The sequence below is a fragment of the Streptomyces mayonensis genome (assembly GCF_018982965.1).
In the GTDB taxonomy this organism is placed as follows: Bacteria; Actinomycetota; Actinomycetes; order Streptomycetales; family Streptomycetaceae; genus Streptomyces; species Streptomyces mayonensis.
Map to the genome: position 1 here is coordinate 1 of NZ_JACBYP010000009.1, position 16,867 is coordinate 16,867.

At 70.7% G+C, this 16,867-nt stretch carries 15 protein-coding genes and 2 tRNA genes; 11 read left to right on the top strand and 6 right to left on the bottom strand.

Going from position 1 to position 16,867, the window contains the following annotated elements; genetic code table 11:
* Nucleotides 1–361: 361 nt before the first annotated feature.
* Nucleotides 362–946 (top strand): biotin transporter BioY, encoded by a 585-nt coding sequence (locus tag HZS56_RS05085; protein WP_216719475.1) that lies wholly within the window; start codon nt 362–364, stop codon nt 944–946.
* A 145-nt stretch (nt 947–1,091) separates the two neighbouring features.
* On the opposite strand, the gene HZS56_RS05090 is transcribed toward HZS56_RS05085, so the two are convergent.
* A complete protein-coding gene (locus HZS56_RS05090) occupies nt 1,092–2,534 on the bottom strand; it encodes an amino acid permease (RefSeq protein ID WP_216719476.1) in 1,443 nt (480 codons plus the stop codon).
* 204 nt (nt 2,535–2,738) lie between these two features.
* Between HZS56_RS05090 and HZS56_RS05095 the strand changes: the two genes are divergently transcribed.
* Both HZS56_RS05095 and HZS56_RS05100 read left to right on the top strand, forming a co-directional pair.
* Nucleotides 2,739–3,224 carry a ribose-5-phosphate isomerase gene (locus HZS56_RS05095; protein ID WP_216719477.1) on the top strand — a complete coding sequence of 162 codons (486 nt, stop codon included), beginning with the start codon at nt 2,739–2,741 and terminating at the stop codon, nt 3,222–3,224.
* 644 nt (nt 3,225–3,868) lie between these two features.
* Nucleotides 3,869–4,675, top strand: a complete 807-nt coding sequence (locus tag HZS56_RS05100) for an Fpg/Nei family DNA glycosylase (RefSeq protein ID WP_216719478.1) — start codon at nt 3,869–3,871, stop codon at nt 4,673–4,675.
* Between the two features lie 10 nt (nt 4,676–4,685).
* Here the strand turns inward: HZS56_RS05100 and HZS56_RS05105 are convergent, their stop codons facing one another.
* Nucleotides 4,686–5,948 (bottom strand): GNAT family N-acetyltransferase, encoded by a 1,263-nt coding sequence (locus tag HZS56_RS05105; protein WP_216719479.1) that lies wholly within the window; start codon nt 5,946–5,948, stop codon nt 4,686–4,688.
* Nucleotides 5,949–6,111: 163 nt separating this feature from the next.
* Here HZS56_RS05105 and HZS56_RS05110 point away from each other — a divergent pair, with 163 nt between their 5' ends.
* On the top strand, nt 6,112–7,299 hold the full coding sequence (locus HZS56_RS05110) for a PP2C family protein-serine/threonine phosphatase (protein ID WP_216719480.1): 1,188 nt from the start codon (nt 6,112–6,114) through the stop codon (nt 7,297–7,299).
* Nucleotides 7,300–7,387: 88 nt separating this feature from the next.
* A complete protein-coding gene (locus tag HZS56_RS05115) occupies nt 7,388–7,816 on the top strand; it encodes an HD domain-containing protein (RefSeq protein WP_216719563.1) in 429 nt (142 codons plus the stop codon).
* Between the two features lie 29 nt (nt 7,817–7,845).
* On the opposite strand, the gene HZS56_RS05120 is transcribed toward HZS56_RS05115, so the two are convergent.
* On the bottom strand, nt 7,846–9,093 hold the full coding sequence (locus tag HZS56_RS05120) for an acyltransferase family protein (RefSeq protein ID WP_216719481.1): 1,248 nt from the start codon (nt 9,091–9,093) through the stop codon (nt 7,846–7,848).
* 634 nt (nt 9,094–9,727) lie between these two features.
* On the opposite strand from HZS56_RS05120, the gene HZS56_RS05125 reads away from it, so the two are divergent.
* The gene (locus HZS56_RS05125; protein ID WP_216719482.1) at nt 9,728–9,922 is read left to right on the top strand and encodes a hypothetical protein; all 195 of its coding nucleotides are present in this window, start codon (nt 9,728–9,730) and stop codon (nt 9,920–9,922) included.
* Between the two features lie 153 nt (nt 9,923–10,075).
* On the opposite strand, the gene HZS56_RS05130 is transcribed toward HZS56_RS05125, so the two are convergent.
* Nucleotides 10,076–10,363 (bottom strand): outer membrane protein assembly factor BamE, encoded by a 288-nt coding sequence (locus HZS56_RS05130; protein WP_216719483.1) that lies wholly within the window; start codon nt 10,361–10,363, stop codon nt 10,076–10,078.
* Nucleotides 10,364–10,518: 155 nt separating this feature from the next.
* Nucleotides 10,519–10,592 (bottom strand) — tRNA-Gly (locus tag HZS56_RS05135).
* Between the two features lie 163 nt (nt 10,593–10,755).
* Between HZS56_RS05135 and HZS56_RS05140 the strand changes: the two genes are divergently transcribed.
* The 5 genes from HZS56_RS05140 (at nt 10,756) to clpX (ending at nt 15,691) form a co-directional block, all read left to right on the top strand.
* Nucleotides 10,756–10,832, top strand: a tRNA-Pro gene (locus HZS56_RS05140).
* A 215-nt stretch (nt 10,833–11,047) separates the two neighbouring features.
* The gene (gene tig, locus HZS56_RS05145; RefSeq protein WP_216719484.1) at nt 11,048–12,475 is read left to right on the top strand and encodes a trigger factor; all 1,428 of its coding nucleotides are present in this window, start codon (nt 11,048–11,050) and stop codon (nt 12,473–12,475) included.
* 368 nt (nt 12,476–12,843) lie between these two features.
* A complete protein-coding gene (locus tag HZS56_RS05150) occupies nt 12,844–13,449 on the top strand; it encodes an ATP-dependent Clp protease proteolytic subunit (RefSeq protein ID WP_031040345.1) in 606 nt (201 codons plus the stop codon).
* A 50-nt stretch (nt 13,450–13,499) separates the two neighbouring features.
* Nucleotides 13,500–14,213, top strand: coding sequence for an ATP-dependent Clp protease proteolytic subunit (locus tag HZS56_RS05155; RefSeq protein WP_308408003.1), 714 nt, complete (start codon nt 13,500–13,502; stop codon nt 14,211–14,213).
* Between the two features lie 191 nt (nt 14,214–14,404).
* The gene (clpX, locus tag HZS56_RS05160; RefSeq protein WP_216719485.1) at nt 14,405–15,691 is read left to right on the top strand and encodes an ATP-dependent Clp protease ATP-binding subunit ClpX; all 1,287 of its coding nucleotides are present in this window, start codon (nt 14,405–14,407) and stop codon (nt 15,689–15,691) included.
* Between the two features lie 97 nt (nt 15,692–15,788).
* On the opposite strand, the gene HZS56_RS05165 is transcribed toward clpX, so the two are convergent.
* A complete protein-coding gene (locus tag HZS56_RS05165; RefSeq protein WP_216719486.1) occupies nt 15,789–16,781 on the bottom strand; it encodes a hypothetical protein in 993 nt (330 codons plus the stop codon).
* Nucleotides 16,782–16,867 lie beyond the last annotated feature (86 nt).

The window sequence follows — 16,867 nt, forward strand, 5'->3', positions numbered from 1 at the left end:
CCCCCCCTCCCCCTTCGTCGCGGGGCCTCGTCTTTGTTAATACCCCCCTGGGATGGGGGAGGCGGGGCAAAAACGCCCACAGTCTCCGGTGTCGCACCGGTCGGCGACACCGGTCGCCCACGATACGGACACTCCGAATACGGAACGTCATCGCTCGGACACGGCACCGGCTCGCCCCCGTGACGCGCGCCTCGCCCCCACGGTGACCGGTGTCACCCGGGATCGGGTGTAAGTCGCGCCTTTGTCGGGAGCCCACCAAGGCGTCGCTCGCCCCTTTGTCGGGCGCTGCCGGTGAACCGGCCCGCCGCGCTGGGATAGCGTCACGGTGTCCCGACATGTCCACACCACCGCGGAGTCCCCCATGAGCACCGCTGCCGTTCCCGCCCGCCGCTCCGGGCAGGTCCTCGCCGACCTCATCCCCTCCTCCCGAGTCCGGGACGTCGCGCTCGTGGCCGGCGGTGCCGCGCTCACCGGCGTCGCCGCCCAGATCGCCGTGCCCGTGCCCGGCTCCCCGGTGCCGGTGACCGGCCAGACCTTCGCGGCGCTGCTGGTCGGCACCGCGCTCGGCGCCCGGCGCGGCCTGCTCTCGCTCGCGCTCTACGCCCTGGTCGGCATGGCGGGCATGCCCTGGTTCGCGGAGGGCGTCTCCGGCACCGCCGCGCCGTCGCTCGGCTACGTCTTCGGCATGCTGCTCGCCGCCACGGTCGTGGGCGCCCTGGCCCGCCGCGGAGCCGACCGCTCCATGCTGCGCATGGCCGGCGCGATGCTGCTCGGCGAGGCGCTCATCTACGCCGTCGGCGTGCCGTACCTCGCCCTCGCCGCGGACATGTCCCTCGGCGCCGCGATCGCGGCCGGACTCACGCCGTTCCTCATCGGCGACCTGCTCAAGGCGGCGCTGGCGATGGGCGCCGTGCCCGCCGCCTGGAAGCTGGTCGACAAGCGGTAGCACACCGCAGGACCGCGGCAGCGCACCGCAGGACCGAGGAACCGAGGAACCGAGGTGGCGCACCGCAGGATCACGGAAGGGGCCCGCCGGATCGCAGCAGCGACCGGCGGGCCCCTTCGGTTTGGGCGCGCGGCTCAGCCGGACGTCAGTCCTTCCCGGCGGCGGTCTTCGCCGTCCCCCACCGCTGCTTGACGACGGCCACCACGAGCACCAGCGCGGCGACGAGCAGGGACAGCAGCACGGTGGTGCGCCCCTCGTGTTCGGTGTCGGTGAGCATGTAGCCGAGCACGAAGACGATCACCGCGGTGGCCGCCCAGGTCAGATACGGGAACAGCCACATCCGTACCACCAGCTTCTCCGGGGCCTCCGCCTGGATGATCCGCCGCATCCGCAGCTGGGAGAAGCAGATCACCAGCCATACGAAGAGGGCCACGGCGCCGGAGGAGTTGACGAGGAAGAGGAAGACGGAGTCCGGGAACTCGTAGTTGAAGAAGACGGCCACGAAGCCGAACACCACGGAGACCAGGATCGCCGTCCGCGGCACCCCGCGCCGGGTGGTCCGGGCGAAGGCGCGGGGCGCGTCACCGCGCTCACCGAGCGAGAAGGCCATGCGGGAGGCCGTGTAGAGCCCGGAGTTCAGACAGGACAGTACGGACGTCAGCACGATGAAGTTCATGATCTGACCGGCGTTCGCGATGCCGAGCGAGTCCAGCGCGGCCACGTACGACCCCTTGTCGGCGATCGACCCGGAGTCCCAGGGCAGCAGCGCGACCACCACGAAGATGGACCCGAGGTAGAACACGGCGATGCGCCAGATGATGCTGTTGGTCGCCTTGGTGACGGCACGCTGCGGGTCCTCGGACTCGCCGGCGGCGAGGGTGGGGATCTCGCTGCCCATGAACGAGAACACGACGAGCAGCACACCGGTGAGGATGGCCCCGGCCCCGTTCGGCAGGAACCCGCCGTGTTCCGTCAGGTTCCCCAGTCCCGCCTGTTCGCTGTCCACGCCGGGCAGCAGTCCGAAGACGGCCAGCCCGCCGATCACGATGAACGCGCCGATCGCGACGACCTTGATCCCGGCGAACCAGAACTCGAACTCGCCGTAGGAGCCGACGGAGGCGAGGTTTGTGGCGGTCAGCACGACCATCACGATCAGCGCCCACCCCCACTGCGGCACGGCCGGTATCCAGCCCTCCAGGATCTTGGCCCCGGCCGTCGCCTCCACGGCCAGCACCACGACCCAGAAGAACCAGTACAGCCAGCCGATGGAGAATCCGGCCCAGGGGCCGAGCGCCCGGTCGGCGTGTGCGGAGAAGGAGCCCGAGGTCGGATTGGCGGCCGACATCTCCCCGAGCATCCGCATCACCAGCACCACGAGCGTGCCGACGAGGGCGTACGAGAGGAGGATGCCGGGACCCGCGGTGGCGATGCCGGTACTGGATCCGACGAACAGCCCGGCCCCGATGACGCCGCCGATGGCGATCATCGAGAGGTGGCGGTTCTTGAGCCCGGCCTGGAGCCCGGACCCGGGTTGCGAGGGGCCTTCGGGGCCCTCCTCGGGTTTGGTCAGGGTCGGCTGCGAAGTCATGGGGGGTTTCCTTTGCGCCGGTCGAGCACTTTCCCGTACGGGCGGCGTACGAGCCGGACCAGTGAAACGGAGGCGAACGAATTCAGGAACCTTTGAATCCGGATTGTTACTTGAGGTTTTCCTGAGCTTCCACAGCTTTACTGAACCTTTTCGAGGCAGCCACCCGAGGCGTCCACCCCGCGACCCGCGTGTCACACTCGACGCATGCGCGTGTATCTCGGCTCCGACCATGCGGGCTACGAACTCAAGAACCACCTCGTCGAATGGCTCAAGACGGCGGGCCACGAGCCCGTCGACTGCGGCCCGCACCTCTACGACGCCCAGGACGACTACCCGCCCTTCTGCCTGCGCGCCGCCGAGCGGACCGCCGCGGACCCCGACGCCCTCGGCATCGTGATCGGCGGCTCCGGCAACGGTGAGCAGATCGCGGCGAACAAGGTGAAGGGGGTCCGCGCGGCGCTGGCCTGGAGCGAGGAGACGGCGTCCCTGGGCCGCCAGCACAACGACGCCAACGTCGTGGCCGTCGGGGCGCGCATGCACACGCAGGACGAGGCCACGAAGTTCGTCGAGACCTTCCTCGCCACCCCGTTCTCCGGCGACGAGCGGCACATCCGCCGCATCGACATGCTCACGTCGTACGAAACGACGGGCGACCTTCCCCCCATCCCGCCCCACCACCCCCAGCAGTAACACCCACCGCCCTGCCCGCCGGCAGACCCGGCGGACGAGGCTCCGGACCCTGGTGCGGGATGCCACCCACGCCCCGCCCCGGCGAGCCGTCCCTCCGCCTCCGCGACAGGCACTCCACCCCGGCAGGAGCGTCCCGGAGCCCGCGCCGTGGACACCGCCGCCCGGCCGGGCCGGGGCTCCGGGGCCGTCTCCCGCACCCCGGCCCGGCGTGCGGATCCGCGGACTCCGTCACATGCCTCCGGCCCGGCGGGAGGGACCCGGCTGCGTGCCACGCACACCGTCCGGCGGGAGCCGAACCCCGGTTGCACGTCAGGGAGCTGAGCGCCACGCACCCCGCTCCGCGAGCGGAACCCGGACTCCGCGGCAACCCCGCGAGGGCGGAACCGCCTGTGTGCCGAGCGCCAACCCGACGCAGCAGGAACCCGGCTCCGCCGCGCAGGGAGGCGCCCCCCCCGCCGGGGGACGGAGCGGAGCCCCCGGGGCCGAGCCGAGCCCCTCGACGGGGGGCCGCAGTCCCCGCCGGGGGCCGGGGCGGAGCCCCGGGTAAGTCCAGCCTCTCGACCGACCGAGTCGGGCGGGCGGGTGGGCGAGAACTCGAACAGAACCCCCGGAGCACACCGCCCCTCCCCGAGAAAGGACCCCCCGTGCCAGAAGGGCACACGATTCACCGACTGGCCCAGGACTACACCGCCGCCTTCGCCCGGACGGCAGTCCACGTCACCAGCCCCCAGGGCAAGTTCGCCGACGCCGCCGCCCTCCTCGACGGCACCGTCCTCACCACCGCCGACGCCCACGGCAAACACCTCTTCCTGGGCTTCGGCGCCGGCTGGGTCCACATCCACCTCGGCCTCTTCGGCAAGGTCACCTTCGGCCCGGCCCCCGCGCCCCCGCCCACGGACACCGTCCGCCTCCGCCTGGCCGGCGACACCGCGTACGTCGACCTCCGCGGCCCCACCACCTGCGCCCTGATCACCGAGCCGGAGAAGCAGGCGATACACGACCGCCTCGGCCCGGACCCCCTGCGCCCGGACGCCGACCCGGAGGCCGCCCACCGCCGGATCTCCCGCAGCCGCACCACCGTCGCCGCCCTGCTCATGGACCAGAAGGTCGTCGCCGGCGTCGGCAACGTCTACCGCGCCGAGGTCCTCTTCCGCCACGGCATCGACCCGTACCGCCCCGGCAAGGACCTCACCCGCGCCGAGTGGGACGCGATCTGGCAGGACCTCGTCGGCCTCATGCGCGAGGGCGTACGGAACAACCGCATCGACACCGTCCGCCCCGAACACACCCCCGAGGCCATGGGCCGCCCGCCCCGCGTCGACGACCACGGCGGCGAGGTCTACGTCTACCGCCGGGCGAACCAGCCCTGCCACGTGTGCGGCGGCCCCGTCCGCACCGCCGGCCTCGCCGCCCGCAACCTCTTCTGGTGCCCCGCCTGCCAGCAGCGGTAGCACCCCGCGCTCAGAACCCGTGCGGCAGCCACGGCGCGACGTCCGACCCGAAACCCACCGACGCCGCCGCCAGCGCCCCCGGCCGCACCGCACGCACCCGTCCGGCCGCACCCAGCGACGCCAGGCTCACACCCCCGAGGTACGCCGCCCCCAACTCCCGTACGGACAGCGCGAGGTCGGCGGCGTCGGTCGTTCGCTCGCAGGACGCCCCCTTCGGGTCCCCGCTCAGCCGCCAACGCCCCGCGTTCCAGGGGCAGAAGGCGTCCTCGACCTCGAACACCACGTCCACCGGCGCCCGGTAGGTCCGCGCCGCGAGCGCCGCCCCCACGTCCACCAGCCGGACGTACAGCGCGTCCCGCAGCGACGGCCGGCACCGCCGGAGGTCCGAGACCTGGTGCTGCCACGCCTCGTCGACCGGCCGCCCCCGCACCGCCAGCTTCGAGGTCAGGTCGACGCCGAGGAGGAAGCGCCACAGCGCCGCCTCGCTCGCCGGATCCAGCCCGGCGAGCGCCTTCAGCTCCACCGTGCCGGCGGGCCCCGCGTCGTTCCAGCCGGGCCGCACCCGGAACCGCGCGTACCCGGTGACCGCGCCGTCCCGCCGGGCCAGCACGCACTGCAGCGGCGAGGCGCCCTCCCGCTCGACGGGCGGGTCCAGCACCCCCATCCGCTCCCAGCCGGGCCGCCGGGCCAGCATCCCCGGCCGCCCCGGCACCAGCCGCGCGTACACGGCCTCGCACGCGTCGAGCGCCTCCTCGGGCGCCGTGTACCGCACCCGTACGTCATCCGTGCCCGCCGGCACCGACAGCCGGACCCGGTCCGTGTCGATCTCCGCGTTGACCTCGAAGGTCGCGGCGGCGTACCCGAAACGGCCGTAGATCGCCGGTTCGGAGGCCGTCAGCACGGCCAGCGGCTCGCCCCAGGACCGTACGTCGTCCAACTGCCGCCGCATCATCGACGTCAGTACACCCCGCCGCCGGTGCGTGGCGGCGACACCCACCATCGTCACGCCCGCCGCGGGCACCTCCGCACCGCCCGGCACCGTCATCCGGAAGCCGAACGCCCCCGCCGACCCCACGGGCTCCGCACCCTCCCAGACGCCGATCGAGCGGTCCACCTGCGTCAGTTCCCGGTACAGTGCCAGCCGCTCGGGCGCCTCCGCGACCCCGCCGAAGGCACGGATCAGCGACCCGTACCAGGTGTCCCACTCGTCACGCCGCAACACCCGCAACTCCGTGGTCGCCGCGCCGCCGTCCTCACCCGTGAACCGTTCCATGCCTCATGCGTACCAGGGCCGTACGAAGTCGGGCGAAGGAATTTCCACAGGGTTGCGGCGCGACGTCCGTTCGTGAAGTTCACTGTGAAGTCCGGCCCCGGACGGGGGACAAGTGGGACCTCCCGTGCCAAGCGGCCGGTCCGATGGATAGGGTCCCGAACTAATGACAGCAGGACGACAGCGGCGTGCGGCGGCCGAGACGTTCACGGCCCGGTGCAAGAAGCAGTGGCACCGGGCCCGCGTCGGCGTGCGCAGGGCCGCCGTCGACTACTTCCGCGGCGACGGCTCGGACTGGATCGCGCTCGCCGGGCTCCTCCTGACCATCCCCGTCATCGCCGCCACCACCATGGCCAACTCCGTGTGGTGCTCGCCCTCCGCGCTGGTCGTCCCGATCGTCGCCGGCGGCCTGCTGCTGCGCCCCGCGAGCCTGCTCGGCCTGTACGCGGCGGCGGCCACGGCGCTGATCGTGGAGTCCATACAGCTCGGCCCCTACACCGAGGGCCCCTCCCGGGTCACCCCCGGCGTGGTGCTGGTCGTCGCGGCCTGCGGCTTCTTCGGGCTGATCGTCGCCCAGTTCCGCAGCCGCGTCGGGGTGCCCTGGCGGCGCGGCGGCACCATGCTCTTCGACCTGCGCGAACGCATCCGGGTCCAGAGCAAGCTGCCCCGGCTGCCGAAGGGCTGGCACCAGGAGATGGCGCTGCGCCCGGCCGGCGGCCAGTCCTTCTCCGGCGACTTCGTCGTCGCGGCCCGCACGGGCGGCGGCCGCACACTGGAGGTCGTCCTCACCGACGTCTCCGGCAAGGGCATGGACGCGGGTTCACGCGCCCTGCTGCTGTCCGGCGCCTTCGGCGGACTCCTCGGCAGCCTGCCCCCGCACGCCTTCCTGCCGGCCGCCAACGGCTACCTGCTGCGCCAGGACTGGGACGAGGGCTTCGCCACCTCCATCCACCTCGTCCTGGACCTCGACTCAGGCGACTACGAGCTGTACTCCGCGGGGCACCCGCCGGGCCTCCAGCTCAGCGCGGGCACCGGCCGCTGGGAGGAGAAGTCGGCCGAAGGACCGCTCCTCGGGGTGTACGACGGTGCGCAGTTCGACTCCGTGAAGGGCTCGCTGCGCGCCGGAGACGTCCTGATGCTCTTCACCGACGGCCTCGTGGAGACCTCCGACCGGGACATCTCCGAGGGCATCGACCGCCTCACCGGCGAGGCCGACCGCTATGTCGCGGGCGGCTTCCACGGCGCCGCCTGGCACCTGATCGAGGCGGTGGCCAAGGACGTCAACGACGACCGGGCGCTGCTGCTGATCTGCCGGGAGGGCCCGACGGCCCAGTCCGCGGCGACGGCCGGCTGACACACTGGACGACGTGTCCGACACCACCCCGCCGCCCACGCCGCCCACGCCGCCCGAAGACCGCCCCGGCCCCCGTCCCCGCCTCTCCCTGGCGGAGGTCGAGACCGCCGCCAGGGCCGCCCACGCCGGGCAGACCGACAAGGCGGGCCGGCCCTACGCCGAACACCTGCGGGCCGTCGCCGAGGGCGTACGGCGCCGCGGCGGCGACGACGACCAGATCGCGGCGGCCTGGCTGCACGACGCCGTCGAGGACGACGCTCTCCCGGAGCGGTGGCTGAACGGAGCCGCGCTGTCCCGCCGCACCAAGGACATCGTCCTGGCCCTCACCCGGCGGCCCGGGGAGCCGCCCGAGGCGTACGCCGCGCGGATCCTGGCCACACCCGGCGCACGACTGGTCAAGGAGGCGGACCTGGCACACAACGCCGACCCGGCGCGGCTCGCGGTCCTCGATTCGGCCACCCGCACACGACTGGCCGAGAAGTACACGCGGATGCGCGCGCTTCTCGGCCAGGGGTGATCGCGGGGAGGGATCGCGCGGTACGCGCGCTAGACGGAGACCTTGCCGCCGCTCCCGCTGGGCGTGGTGGGCGTACTGGACGTGTCGGAGGCGCCCGGAGCGTCGTCCGCGGCGGCCTTCGGCCCGGAGGCCGCCGCGGCGGACGTGTCGCGGGCCTCGCCGCGCGCCCGCTGCTCACGGCTGCGGGCACCGGCACCCGCGTCCCGTTTGAAGGCCCAGTCCATCTTCGGCTCCACCACGTACCGCATGACCCGCTGGACCGGCTTGGTGCACAGCAGGGTGATGACGGTGGCCGCGAGGACGGTCAGCACGATTCCGCCGAGCGGCGTGTCCCACCAGGCATCGTGGAACCAGCCCGAGAACGTGGCCTCCTTCGACAGGAAACCGTGCAGCAGGTAGCCGTAGATCGTGCCCGCGCCGAGCGTCGTGAACCACATCCGGCGCCCCGGCACCCAGGAGAAGAAGCACGCGGTCAGCACGACCGAGCACCCGAAGAGCGCCACCGTCACGATGGGCCCCGACCACCAGGGGGCGCTCAGGTCCTCCACGGAGGCGTTGCGGTAGAACCAGTCGGTCTGCATGCGCGGCATCGACCACCAGGCGATCGCCAGCGCCGCCGCGACCACCGGGACCGACAGGATGCGCACGGAGCGGCGGCGCACCAGCTGGAAGTGCTCGGGGCGCAGCATCAGCCCCAGCACGAAGCACGGCAGGAACTGCAGCACGCGCTGCATGTTCAGGTCGTTGCCGATGGTGGGTGTCACGGACGCCAGGGCGGCGATGACCAGGGAGACGGGGAGCGGCCAGCGCAGCGTCTGCCAGATGGGGGTGGTCAGCCGCCAGACGAACAGCGCGCACAGGAACCACAGCAGATAGGTGGGATCCAGCAGGCTGATGTCGTTCGACGGGTCCTCGCTGAAGCGGCGGTGCAGCGCGTAGGCGGTCTCGAAGACGATGTACGGGACGACGACACCCGTGATCAGCCGTTTGACGCGCCGCGGGCTCCCGTCGAAGCTGCGGGAGAAGTAGCCGGAGATGATGATGAACGCCGGCATGTGGAACGTGTAAAGGACCCGGTAGAGGGCCTCCACGGTCGGATTCCCGTTGAGGATCTGGCCCCAGGAGTGGCCGATGCCGACCAGCGCGATAGCCAGGAACTTGGCGTTGTCGAAGAACGCGTCGCGCTGCCGACTCGGCTGAGCCCGTGCCTGCGGTGTCTGCTGATCCGGTGAGGGCGGCGATTTCAGGTCGCCGTGCGATCGCAGCGAGCTAGTCATGCAACCCCCCGCCGAAAACCCGGCGAGTCGGCACAGGACCTCGCTGCTCTGCTGGGGGACGAGGCAGCGTAGAACATCTGAGGCACCCTAGCGTTCTCCCTCTGCAGACGTAAAACCCTCGACGTCATTCCTGCATTTCGGATCCCGACTACCTACCGGGTGCCCCGTATTCCGCGGAACTTGACGCCGCCGATCGCGTGACGGTACCCACACCGCTGGGTAGGCCCTGTCCGGAAGCGCCTGGCAGGGCACCCCACTTGTCATGACTCGTCCTGACTAAACGGCGCATAAGACCGACGGGCGACTCCGCCGGAGTGTCCGTCGATGTACGCGTCGACGCACATCGGTGATGTGTCCCCCGCGACAATTCGAAATGCCTGCGAACGCGTTGTGTGGGCATGGAAACGAACTGACCGGAATTCTCCGTACGGAGGCCCTGTCGCGCCCCTGCGCGGGGTGCGATGGTTGAGCACGCCCGCGTGCACGCGGGAGCATGCCGGCGGGAGATCCGGCCGAACGATGTGTCACCTGCCGCATAGCGGGGCCCGGTTGGTGGCACGATGGTTCTGGCGGGGGGTGCACGCAGCCGCACCTCCGGGCCGGGAGAGCGGACCGACCGAGGGTGTGATCAGTTGTGGCCATTTCACTGTCAGTGGTGCTGCTGTTGGCGATCATCCTGGTGGTGCTGCTCAGGGGAGGCTCCATCAAGGCGGGGCCGGCCGTCGTCGCGGTCCTCTTCGGCTTCTTCCTGGCCTCCACCGGCATGGCCGACGACATCCAGCGCTTCCTGGACTCGATAGCGGACATGGTCAACTCGATCCAGTTCTAGGCTCACCGGGCCCGTGCGGGGCCACGCACCCGCCATGAGGCCACGGCCCCCGGTCCGGCACCCGAGAGCCCGACCGGCCACCGGCCCCGGAGCATACGAAGGCCCCCGGCCCGATCCTCTCGGGGACCGGGCCGGAGGCGTCTTCGAGGCCCGTCAGCCAGTGCCCTCCGAAGACCCCTCGGGAGGGTCCGTGGACAGCGGGGCGGCCGTCACCTTGTCGACGCGCCCCCGGCTGAAGTGGATCCAGGTCGCCCATCCCGTGCGCGGAGTACCCACGTACAGCCAGGCCTCGGAACGGCCCCTCCGCCTCCAGAGCCTGAAACCCCGGCCGGAGGTGCTCGTGTACAGCGACATGTAGTCCCTGTCGGTGATCGACTGGGCGGGGTTCCCGAGCAGACGCTTCACCTGACTGCGGGTCATGCCCGGCTCCACGGTGGTCATGGCGGCACCGTAAGCAGCCGCAGACGGGACCGGTCCCGTCACCGCGGGACGTTCCCGGAACGGAAAACGCACGGGCAGCCGGGAAACGCACGGGCAGCCGGAAAACACCCGGGGCCGGACCGGAGGAACGACCCTCCGACCCGGCCCCGGCCGTCTGGAGCGGGCGACGGGAATCGAACCCGCGTAGCCAGTTTGGAAGACTGGGGCTCTACCATTGAGCTACGCCCGCACAACACGCGCCGCAGGTCGGTGACCGCGGCACTGCAGGCATCGTAGCGGGTCGCACCCCTTCACCGCACACCCCTCCCGGTCCGCGCCGGACCTTTCGGGGTGCCCGGGAAACCCTGCGGTCCCCGGTGCCTGGCTGCATGTACCCTACGTGTCGCACCAGACGGGGTGTGGCGCAGCTTGGTAGCGCGTCCGCTTTGGGAGCGGAAGGCCGTGGGTTCAAATCCCGCCACCCCGACCACCTCGGCCGTTGTCGGCCGATCCCCCCTCCGGCGGGCGTCCGGACCCCTCGGACGAGCCCCCGTGATCGCCTTTTGGGTCGGGTAGTCGCTGCCGTTACTATGCAAGCTGCACGCCCGTGTGTCTCAGCGTCTGAAGTCTCCGGGCGGCGAAATTTGCCGGACGCCCTCTGTTTCCGGCAGAACCCAAGAAGTCAGCCACCAAGGAGACCGAACCGTGAAGAGCGCCGTGGAGACCCTGAACCCGACCCGGGTTCGGCTCACTGTCGAGGTGCCCTTCGAGGAGCTCAAGGACAGCCTCGACGCGGCGTACAAGAAGATCAACCAGCAGGTCACGGTGAAGGGCTTCCGCAAGGGCAAGATCCCGGCCCGGGTCATCGACCAGCGGTTCGGCCGCGGTGCGGTGCTGGAGGAGGCGGTCAACGACGCGCTTCCCAAGTTCTACACCGACGCGGTCAACGAGGCCGAGCTGAACCCGCTCGGCCAGCCCGAGGTCGACATCACGGAGCTGAAGGACGGCGAGACGCTGAACTTCACCGCCGAGGTCGACATCCGTCCGACCGTCGAGATCCCGGACTACTCCGGCATCGAGGTCGAGGTCGACGCCGTCGAGGTCAGTGACGAGGACGTCGAGAAGTCGGTGGAGCAGCTGCGCGAGCGCTTCGCCTCCACCTCGCCGGTCGAGCGCGCCGCCGAGGACGGCGACGTGGTCACCCTCGACCTGGAGGCCAAGGTCGACGGCGAGGTCCTCGAGGACGGCGTCGCCGACGGCGTCTCCTACACCATCGGCTCCGGCGAGCTGCTCGACGGCATCGACGACGCGGTGAAGGGCCTGGAGGCCGGTGGTGAGGCCACCTTCACCTCCGAGCTCAAGGGCGGCTCGGCGGCCGGCAAGGCGGCCGAGGTCACCGTCAAGGTCAGCCAGGTCGCCGCGCGCGAGCTGCCCGAGCTGGACGACGACTTCGCCCAGCTCGCCTCCGAGTTCGACACCCTGGAGGAGCTGCAGGCCGACAGCCGCAAGCGCCTCGCCAACATGAAGCAGTACGACCAGGCCACGCAGGCCCAGGAGCGCGTCCTGGACAAGCTGCTCGAGCTGGTCGAGGTCCCCGTCCCCGAGAAGCTCCTCGAGGACGAGATCAACACCCGCAAGCACAACCTGGAGCACCACCAGCTCGGCCAGATGGGCCTCGACCTGGAGAAGTACCTGGAGATCCAGGGCAAGACCGCCGAGGAGTTCGAGACCGAGACCCGCGAGGCCGCGGTCAAGGGCATCAAGACCCAGTTCGTCCTCGACGAGCTGGTCAAGCAGGAGAACCTCAACGTCAGCCAGGAAGAGCTGACGGAGCACCTCATGCGCCGTGCCTCCTCCTCCGGCATGTCCCCCGACCAGTTCGCCCAGGCCGTCGTCGAGCAGGGCCAGGTCCCGCTCCTCGTCGGTGAGGTCGCCCGCGGCAAGGCCCTGGCCGCCGTGGTCGAGAAGGCCACGGTCAAGGACACCAACGGCGAGGTCGTCGACCTGGACGACGAGGAGGACGAGGAGACGGAGGCCGCCGAGGCCGCCGCCACCGAGACCGCCGACGCCGACAAGGCCGAGGACAAGGCCGACAAGGCTGAGGACAAGGCCGAGGAGAAGACCGAGGGCTGATCCCCCTCGCGTCCTTCCAGACGGACGCAGAACGGGCCCCGGACGACGAGCGCCGGGGCCCGTTCTGCATACGGCAGGGACAGCACCCCGGGGGCGCGGGGCCGTGCCGGTGTGCGGCTGCGCCGCGCGGGCGCGAGCAACCGCGACGAAGCCGCACCCGGCACCGGACAGGCACCGGACAGGCCCCGTGGCGGCGCTACGCCCGAGGCGAACACCCGCGGAACCGGGATGGCGCCACAGGCCCCCCGCGTTAGGGTCCATGAATACGAGGGCAGGGGAGTCTGACGAAAGCGGCTCCAGCCCCGCAGGGAAACGTGAGACGGCCCGGCGCCGTCGTAAGACGAGCAGGTGGATACGTGACGAATCTGATGCCCTCAGCCGCCGGCGAGCCCTCCATCGGTGGCGGCCTCGGCGACCAGGTCTACAACCGGCTGCTCGGCGAGCGGATCATCTTCCTCGGCCAGCCGGTCGACGACGACATTGCCAACAAGATCACCGCGCAGCTGCTGCTCCTTGCCGCCGATCCGGACAAGGACATCTTCCTGTACATCAACAGCCCGGGCGGTTCGATCACGGCCGGCATGGCGATCTACGACACCATGCAGTACATCAAGAACGACGTGGTGACGATCGCCATGGGCCTCGCGGCCTCCATGGGACAGTTCCTGCTCAGCGCGGGCACCCCGGGCAAGCGCTTCGCACTGCCGAACGCCGAGATCCTGATCCACCAGCCCTCCGCCGGCCTCGCCGGTTCGGCCTCGGACATCAAGATCCACGCCGAGCGGCTGCTGCACACCAAGAAGCGCATGGCCGAGCTCACCTCGCAGCACACCGGCCAGACGATCGAGCAGATCACCCGCGACTCGGACCGCGACCGCTGGTTCGACGCCTTCGAGGCCAAGGAGTACGGCCTCGTCGACGACGTGATCACCACGGCCGCCGGCATGCCGGGCGGCGGCGGTACGGGCGCCTGAGCCATCCCCCGCCCCGAGCCGACCGCCTCAGCCCCTTTACAGGAGACACTGTGAACGACTTCCCCGGCAGCGGCCTGTACGACCGCATGCACGCCACGCAGGACATGGGCGCCGCCGCGTCCCAGGGCCGCTACACCGGCCCGCAGGCCGAGTCCCGCTACGTCATCCCGCGCTTCGTCGAGCGCACCTCGCAGGGCGTGCGCGAGTACGACCCGTACGCGAAGCTCTTCGAGGAGCGCGTGATCTTCCTCGGCGTCCAGATCGACGACGCCTCCGCCAACGACGTCATGGCGCAGCTGCTGTGCCTGGAGTCGATGGACCCCGACCGGGACATCTCGGTCTACATCAACAGCCCCGGCGGCTCGTTCACCGCGCTCACGGCCATCTACGACACGATGCAGTACGTGAAGCCGGACATCCAGACGGTCTGCATGGGCCAGGCCGCCTCCGCCGCCGCCGTCCTGCTGGCCGCCGGCACCCCGGGCAAGCGCATGGCGCTGCCGAACGCCCGCGTCCTGATCCACCAGCCGTACAGCGAGACCGGCCGCGGCCAGGTCTCCGACCTGGAGATCGCCGCCAACGAGATCCTGCGGATGCGCTCGCAGCTGGAGGAGATGCTGGCCAAGCACTCCACCACGCCCGTCGAGAAGATCCGCGACGACATCGAGCGCGACAAGATCCTCACGGCCGAGGACGCGCTGGGCTACGGCCTGATCGACCAGATCATCACCACCCGGAAGATGGACAACTCCTCTCTCCGCTAGGCGGGAGGCTGTATCGTCTGCCGCTCCTTGGCACGGTTTGACGCGGTTCACGTCAAGGCGAACCGTGCCAAGGGGGGCCCGGACGAGGGGCCCGGCAAGGTACCGTCGGACATAAGGCAGCACCAGGAGTCCGCTGTACGGCGACGTGACGTCGACGTCCAGGAGTCTCCCAGGCGAAGGGGAAGCACACCGTGGCACGCATCGGTGACGGCGGCGATCTGCTCAAGTGCTCGTTCTGCGGGAAGAGCCAGAAGCAGGTCAAGAAGCTCATCGCAGGGCCCGGTGTGTACATCTGCGACGAGTGCATCGACCTCTGCAACGAGATCATCGAGGAAGAGCTCGCGGAGAGCAGCGAGGTGCGCTGGGAGGAACTCCCGAAGCCCCGCGAGATCTACGAGTTCCTCGAGAGCTACGTGGTCGGCCAGGAAGCAGCCAAGAAGGCGCTCTCCGTCGCGGTGTACAACCACTACAAGCGGGTCCAGGCCGGCGAGAACGGCGGAGCCCAAGGCCGCGAGGACGCCATCGAGTTGGCGAAGTCCAACATCCTCCTGCTGGGCCCCACGGGCTCCGGCAAGACGCTCCTCGCCCAGACCCTGGCGCGCATGCTGAACGTGCCGTTCGCCATCGCCGACGCCACCGCGCTCACCGAGGCGGGGTACGTCGGAGAGGACGTCGAGAACATCCTCCTGAAGCTGATCCAGGCCGCGGACTACGACGTCAAGAAGGCCGAGACCGGCATCATCTACATCGACGAGATCGACAAGGTCGCGCGCAAGAGCGAGAACCCGTCGATCACCCGTGACGTCTCGGGCGAGGGCGTCCAGCAGGCCCTGCTGAAGATCCTGGAGGGCACCACGGCCTCGGTGCCGCCGCAGGGCGGTCGCAAACACCCGCACCAGGAGTTCATCCAGATCGACACGACGAACGTCCTGTTCATCGTGGGCGGCGCCTTCTCGGGCCTGGAGAAGATCATCGAGGGGCGGGCCGGCGCCAAGGGCATCGGCTTCGGTGCGCAGATCCGCTCCAAGCGGGAGATCGAGTCCAAGGACCAGTTCGAGCAGGTCATGCCGGAGGACCTGGTCAAGTTCGGCATGATCCCCGAGTTCATCGGCCGGCTCCCCGTCATCACCTCCGTGCACAACCTCGACCGCGAGGCACTCCTCCAGATCCTGGTCGAGCCGCGCAACGCACTCGTCAAGCAGTACGAGCGCCTCTTCGAACTCGACGGCGTGGAGCTGGACTTCGAGCGCGAGGCCCTGGAGGCCATCGCCGACCAGGCCATCCTCCGCCAGACCGGCGCCCGCGGCCTGCGCGCCATCATGGAGGAGGTCCTCCAGGGCGTCATGTACGAGGTCCCCTCCCGCAAGGACGTCGCCCGCGTCGTCATCACCGCAGACGTGGTCCTGTCCAACGTCAACCCGACACTGATCCCGCGGGATTCGCGCGGCCGGGGCTCGGGCGAGCAGAAGACGGCCTGAGACCACCACGAGCCGCGGTCGTACGCGGCGGCACACACCAACGCCGAAGGGGCCCCGTCGACCGGGGCCCCTTCCGCGTTCGTCCGTGGTTCGCTCGTCAGGCCTTGACGCGGATCTCCTTGCGGAGCTTGGTGGTGACGTCGGCGGCGACGTCCTTCGACACACCCTGGGTGGCGTCACCGGGGGAGACCAGGGCGAGCGTGCTGTAGTCCGCCCAGGCGCAGATCCAGTCGGTCTTGTCCTTCTTGGTGAGCTGGTTCTTGCCCTCGACCCCCTGGCACTTCATGACCGCGCCGTCGAGTTCGACCGACTCGGGCTCGCCGACGACCTTGCCGCCGCCGGTCCCGGACGACGAGGACGAGCTCTTCTCGGACTCGGCCTTGAACTCCGCGAAGAGCTTGTCGACCGTGGCCTCCGGGTCGGAGATCTTCCCGTAGGCCCCGATGAAGGTGATGCCCTTGGCCTTCGCCATCTCGGTCGCGTCGGGCGCGGTGCTCGGGTCGGAGGGGTCGTAGCCGCTCAGGTCGGCCGTGGAGTAGAAGCCGGTCACGGTGGTCCCGTCCTCGACTCCGCTCTTCTTCAGCTGCTCGACCGACTCGTCGTCGGCCGCGGCCCCCTCGTCACCGGCGCGCGTGTAGTCGGTCAGGACCTTCTCCGGCGCCGTCAGCTTGTGCGGGCCGTCGTCCTCGACGTCGCCGCCCGCGCCGCCGCCCGTGCCGAACACGAAGTAGGCGCCCACGCCGATCGCGGCCACGACCGCCACCGCACCGATGATCAGGCCGGTCTTCTTCTTGCCGCCGCCCGGCGCCGGCGGCTGCGGCATGCCGTACGGCGGCTGGCCGGGAGGCTGCTGGCCGTAGGGGGGCTGCTGGCCGTAGGGAGGCTGCTGGCCGTACGGCGGCGTCTGCGGCGGGACACCGCCGCCCTGCTGCGGGTAGCCGTAGCCCGGCTGCGGGGGAGGCGTCTGCTGGGGGTAGCCGTAGCCGGGCTGGGGGGCCTGCGGCGGTTGCTGGCCGTACGGTCCCGGCTGGCCGTACGGTCCGGGCTGCTGGGGCTGTCCGCCGTACGGGCCCGGCTGGTTGTGACTCATTTCTGGGTTCCCCCTCGGATGTTTACGTGGTCCCGACATCCTGACCCAGGACCGGCGCGCACAGGTAACCGGGGGCCGCACCGTTA

Coding starts and splice junctions, on each gene's coding strand:
- HZS56_RS05085 (WP_216719475.1), top strand. CDS start 362: ATGAGCACCGCTGCCGTTCCCGCCCGCCGCTCCGGGCAGGTCCTCGCC.
- HZS56_RS05090 (WP_216719476.1), bottom strand. CDS start 2,534: ATGACTTCGCAGCCGACCCTGACCAAACCCGAGGAGGGCCCCGAAGGC.
- HZS56_RS05095 (WP_216719477.1), top strand. CDS start 2,739: ATGCGCGTGTATCTCGGCTCCGACCATGCGGGCTACGAACTCAAGAAC.
- HZS56_RS05105 (WP_216719479.1), bottom strand. CDS start 5,948: ATGGAACGGTTCACGGGTGAGGACGGCGGCGCGGCGACCACGGAGTTG.
- HZS56_RS05110 (WP_216719480.1), top strand. CDS start 6,112: ATGACAGCAGGACGACAGCGGCGTGCGGCGGCCGAGACGTTCACGGCC.
- HZS56_RS05120 (WP_216719481.1), bottom strand. CDS start 9,093: ATGACTAGCTCGCTGCGATCGCACGGCGACCTGAAATCGCCGCCCTCA.
- HZS56_RS05130 (WP_216719483.1), bottom strand. CDS start 10,363: ATGACCACCGTGGAGCCGGGCATGACCCGCAGTCAGGTGAAGCGTCTG.
- HZS56_RS05150 (WP_031040345.1), top strand. CDS start 12,844: ATGCCCTCAGCCGCCGGCGAGCCCTCCATCGGTGGCGGCCTCGGCGAC.
- HZS56_RS05165 (WP_216719486.1), bottom strand. CDS start 16,781: ATGAGTCACAACCAGCCGGGCCCGTACGGCGGACAGCCCCAGCAGCCC.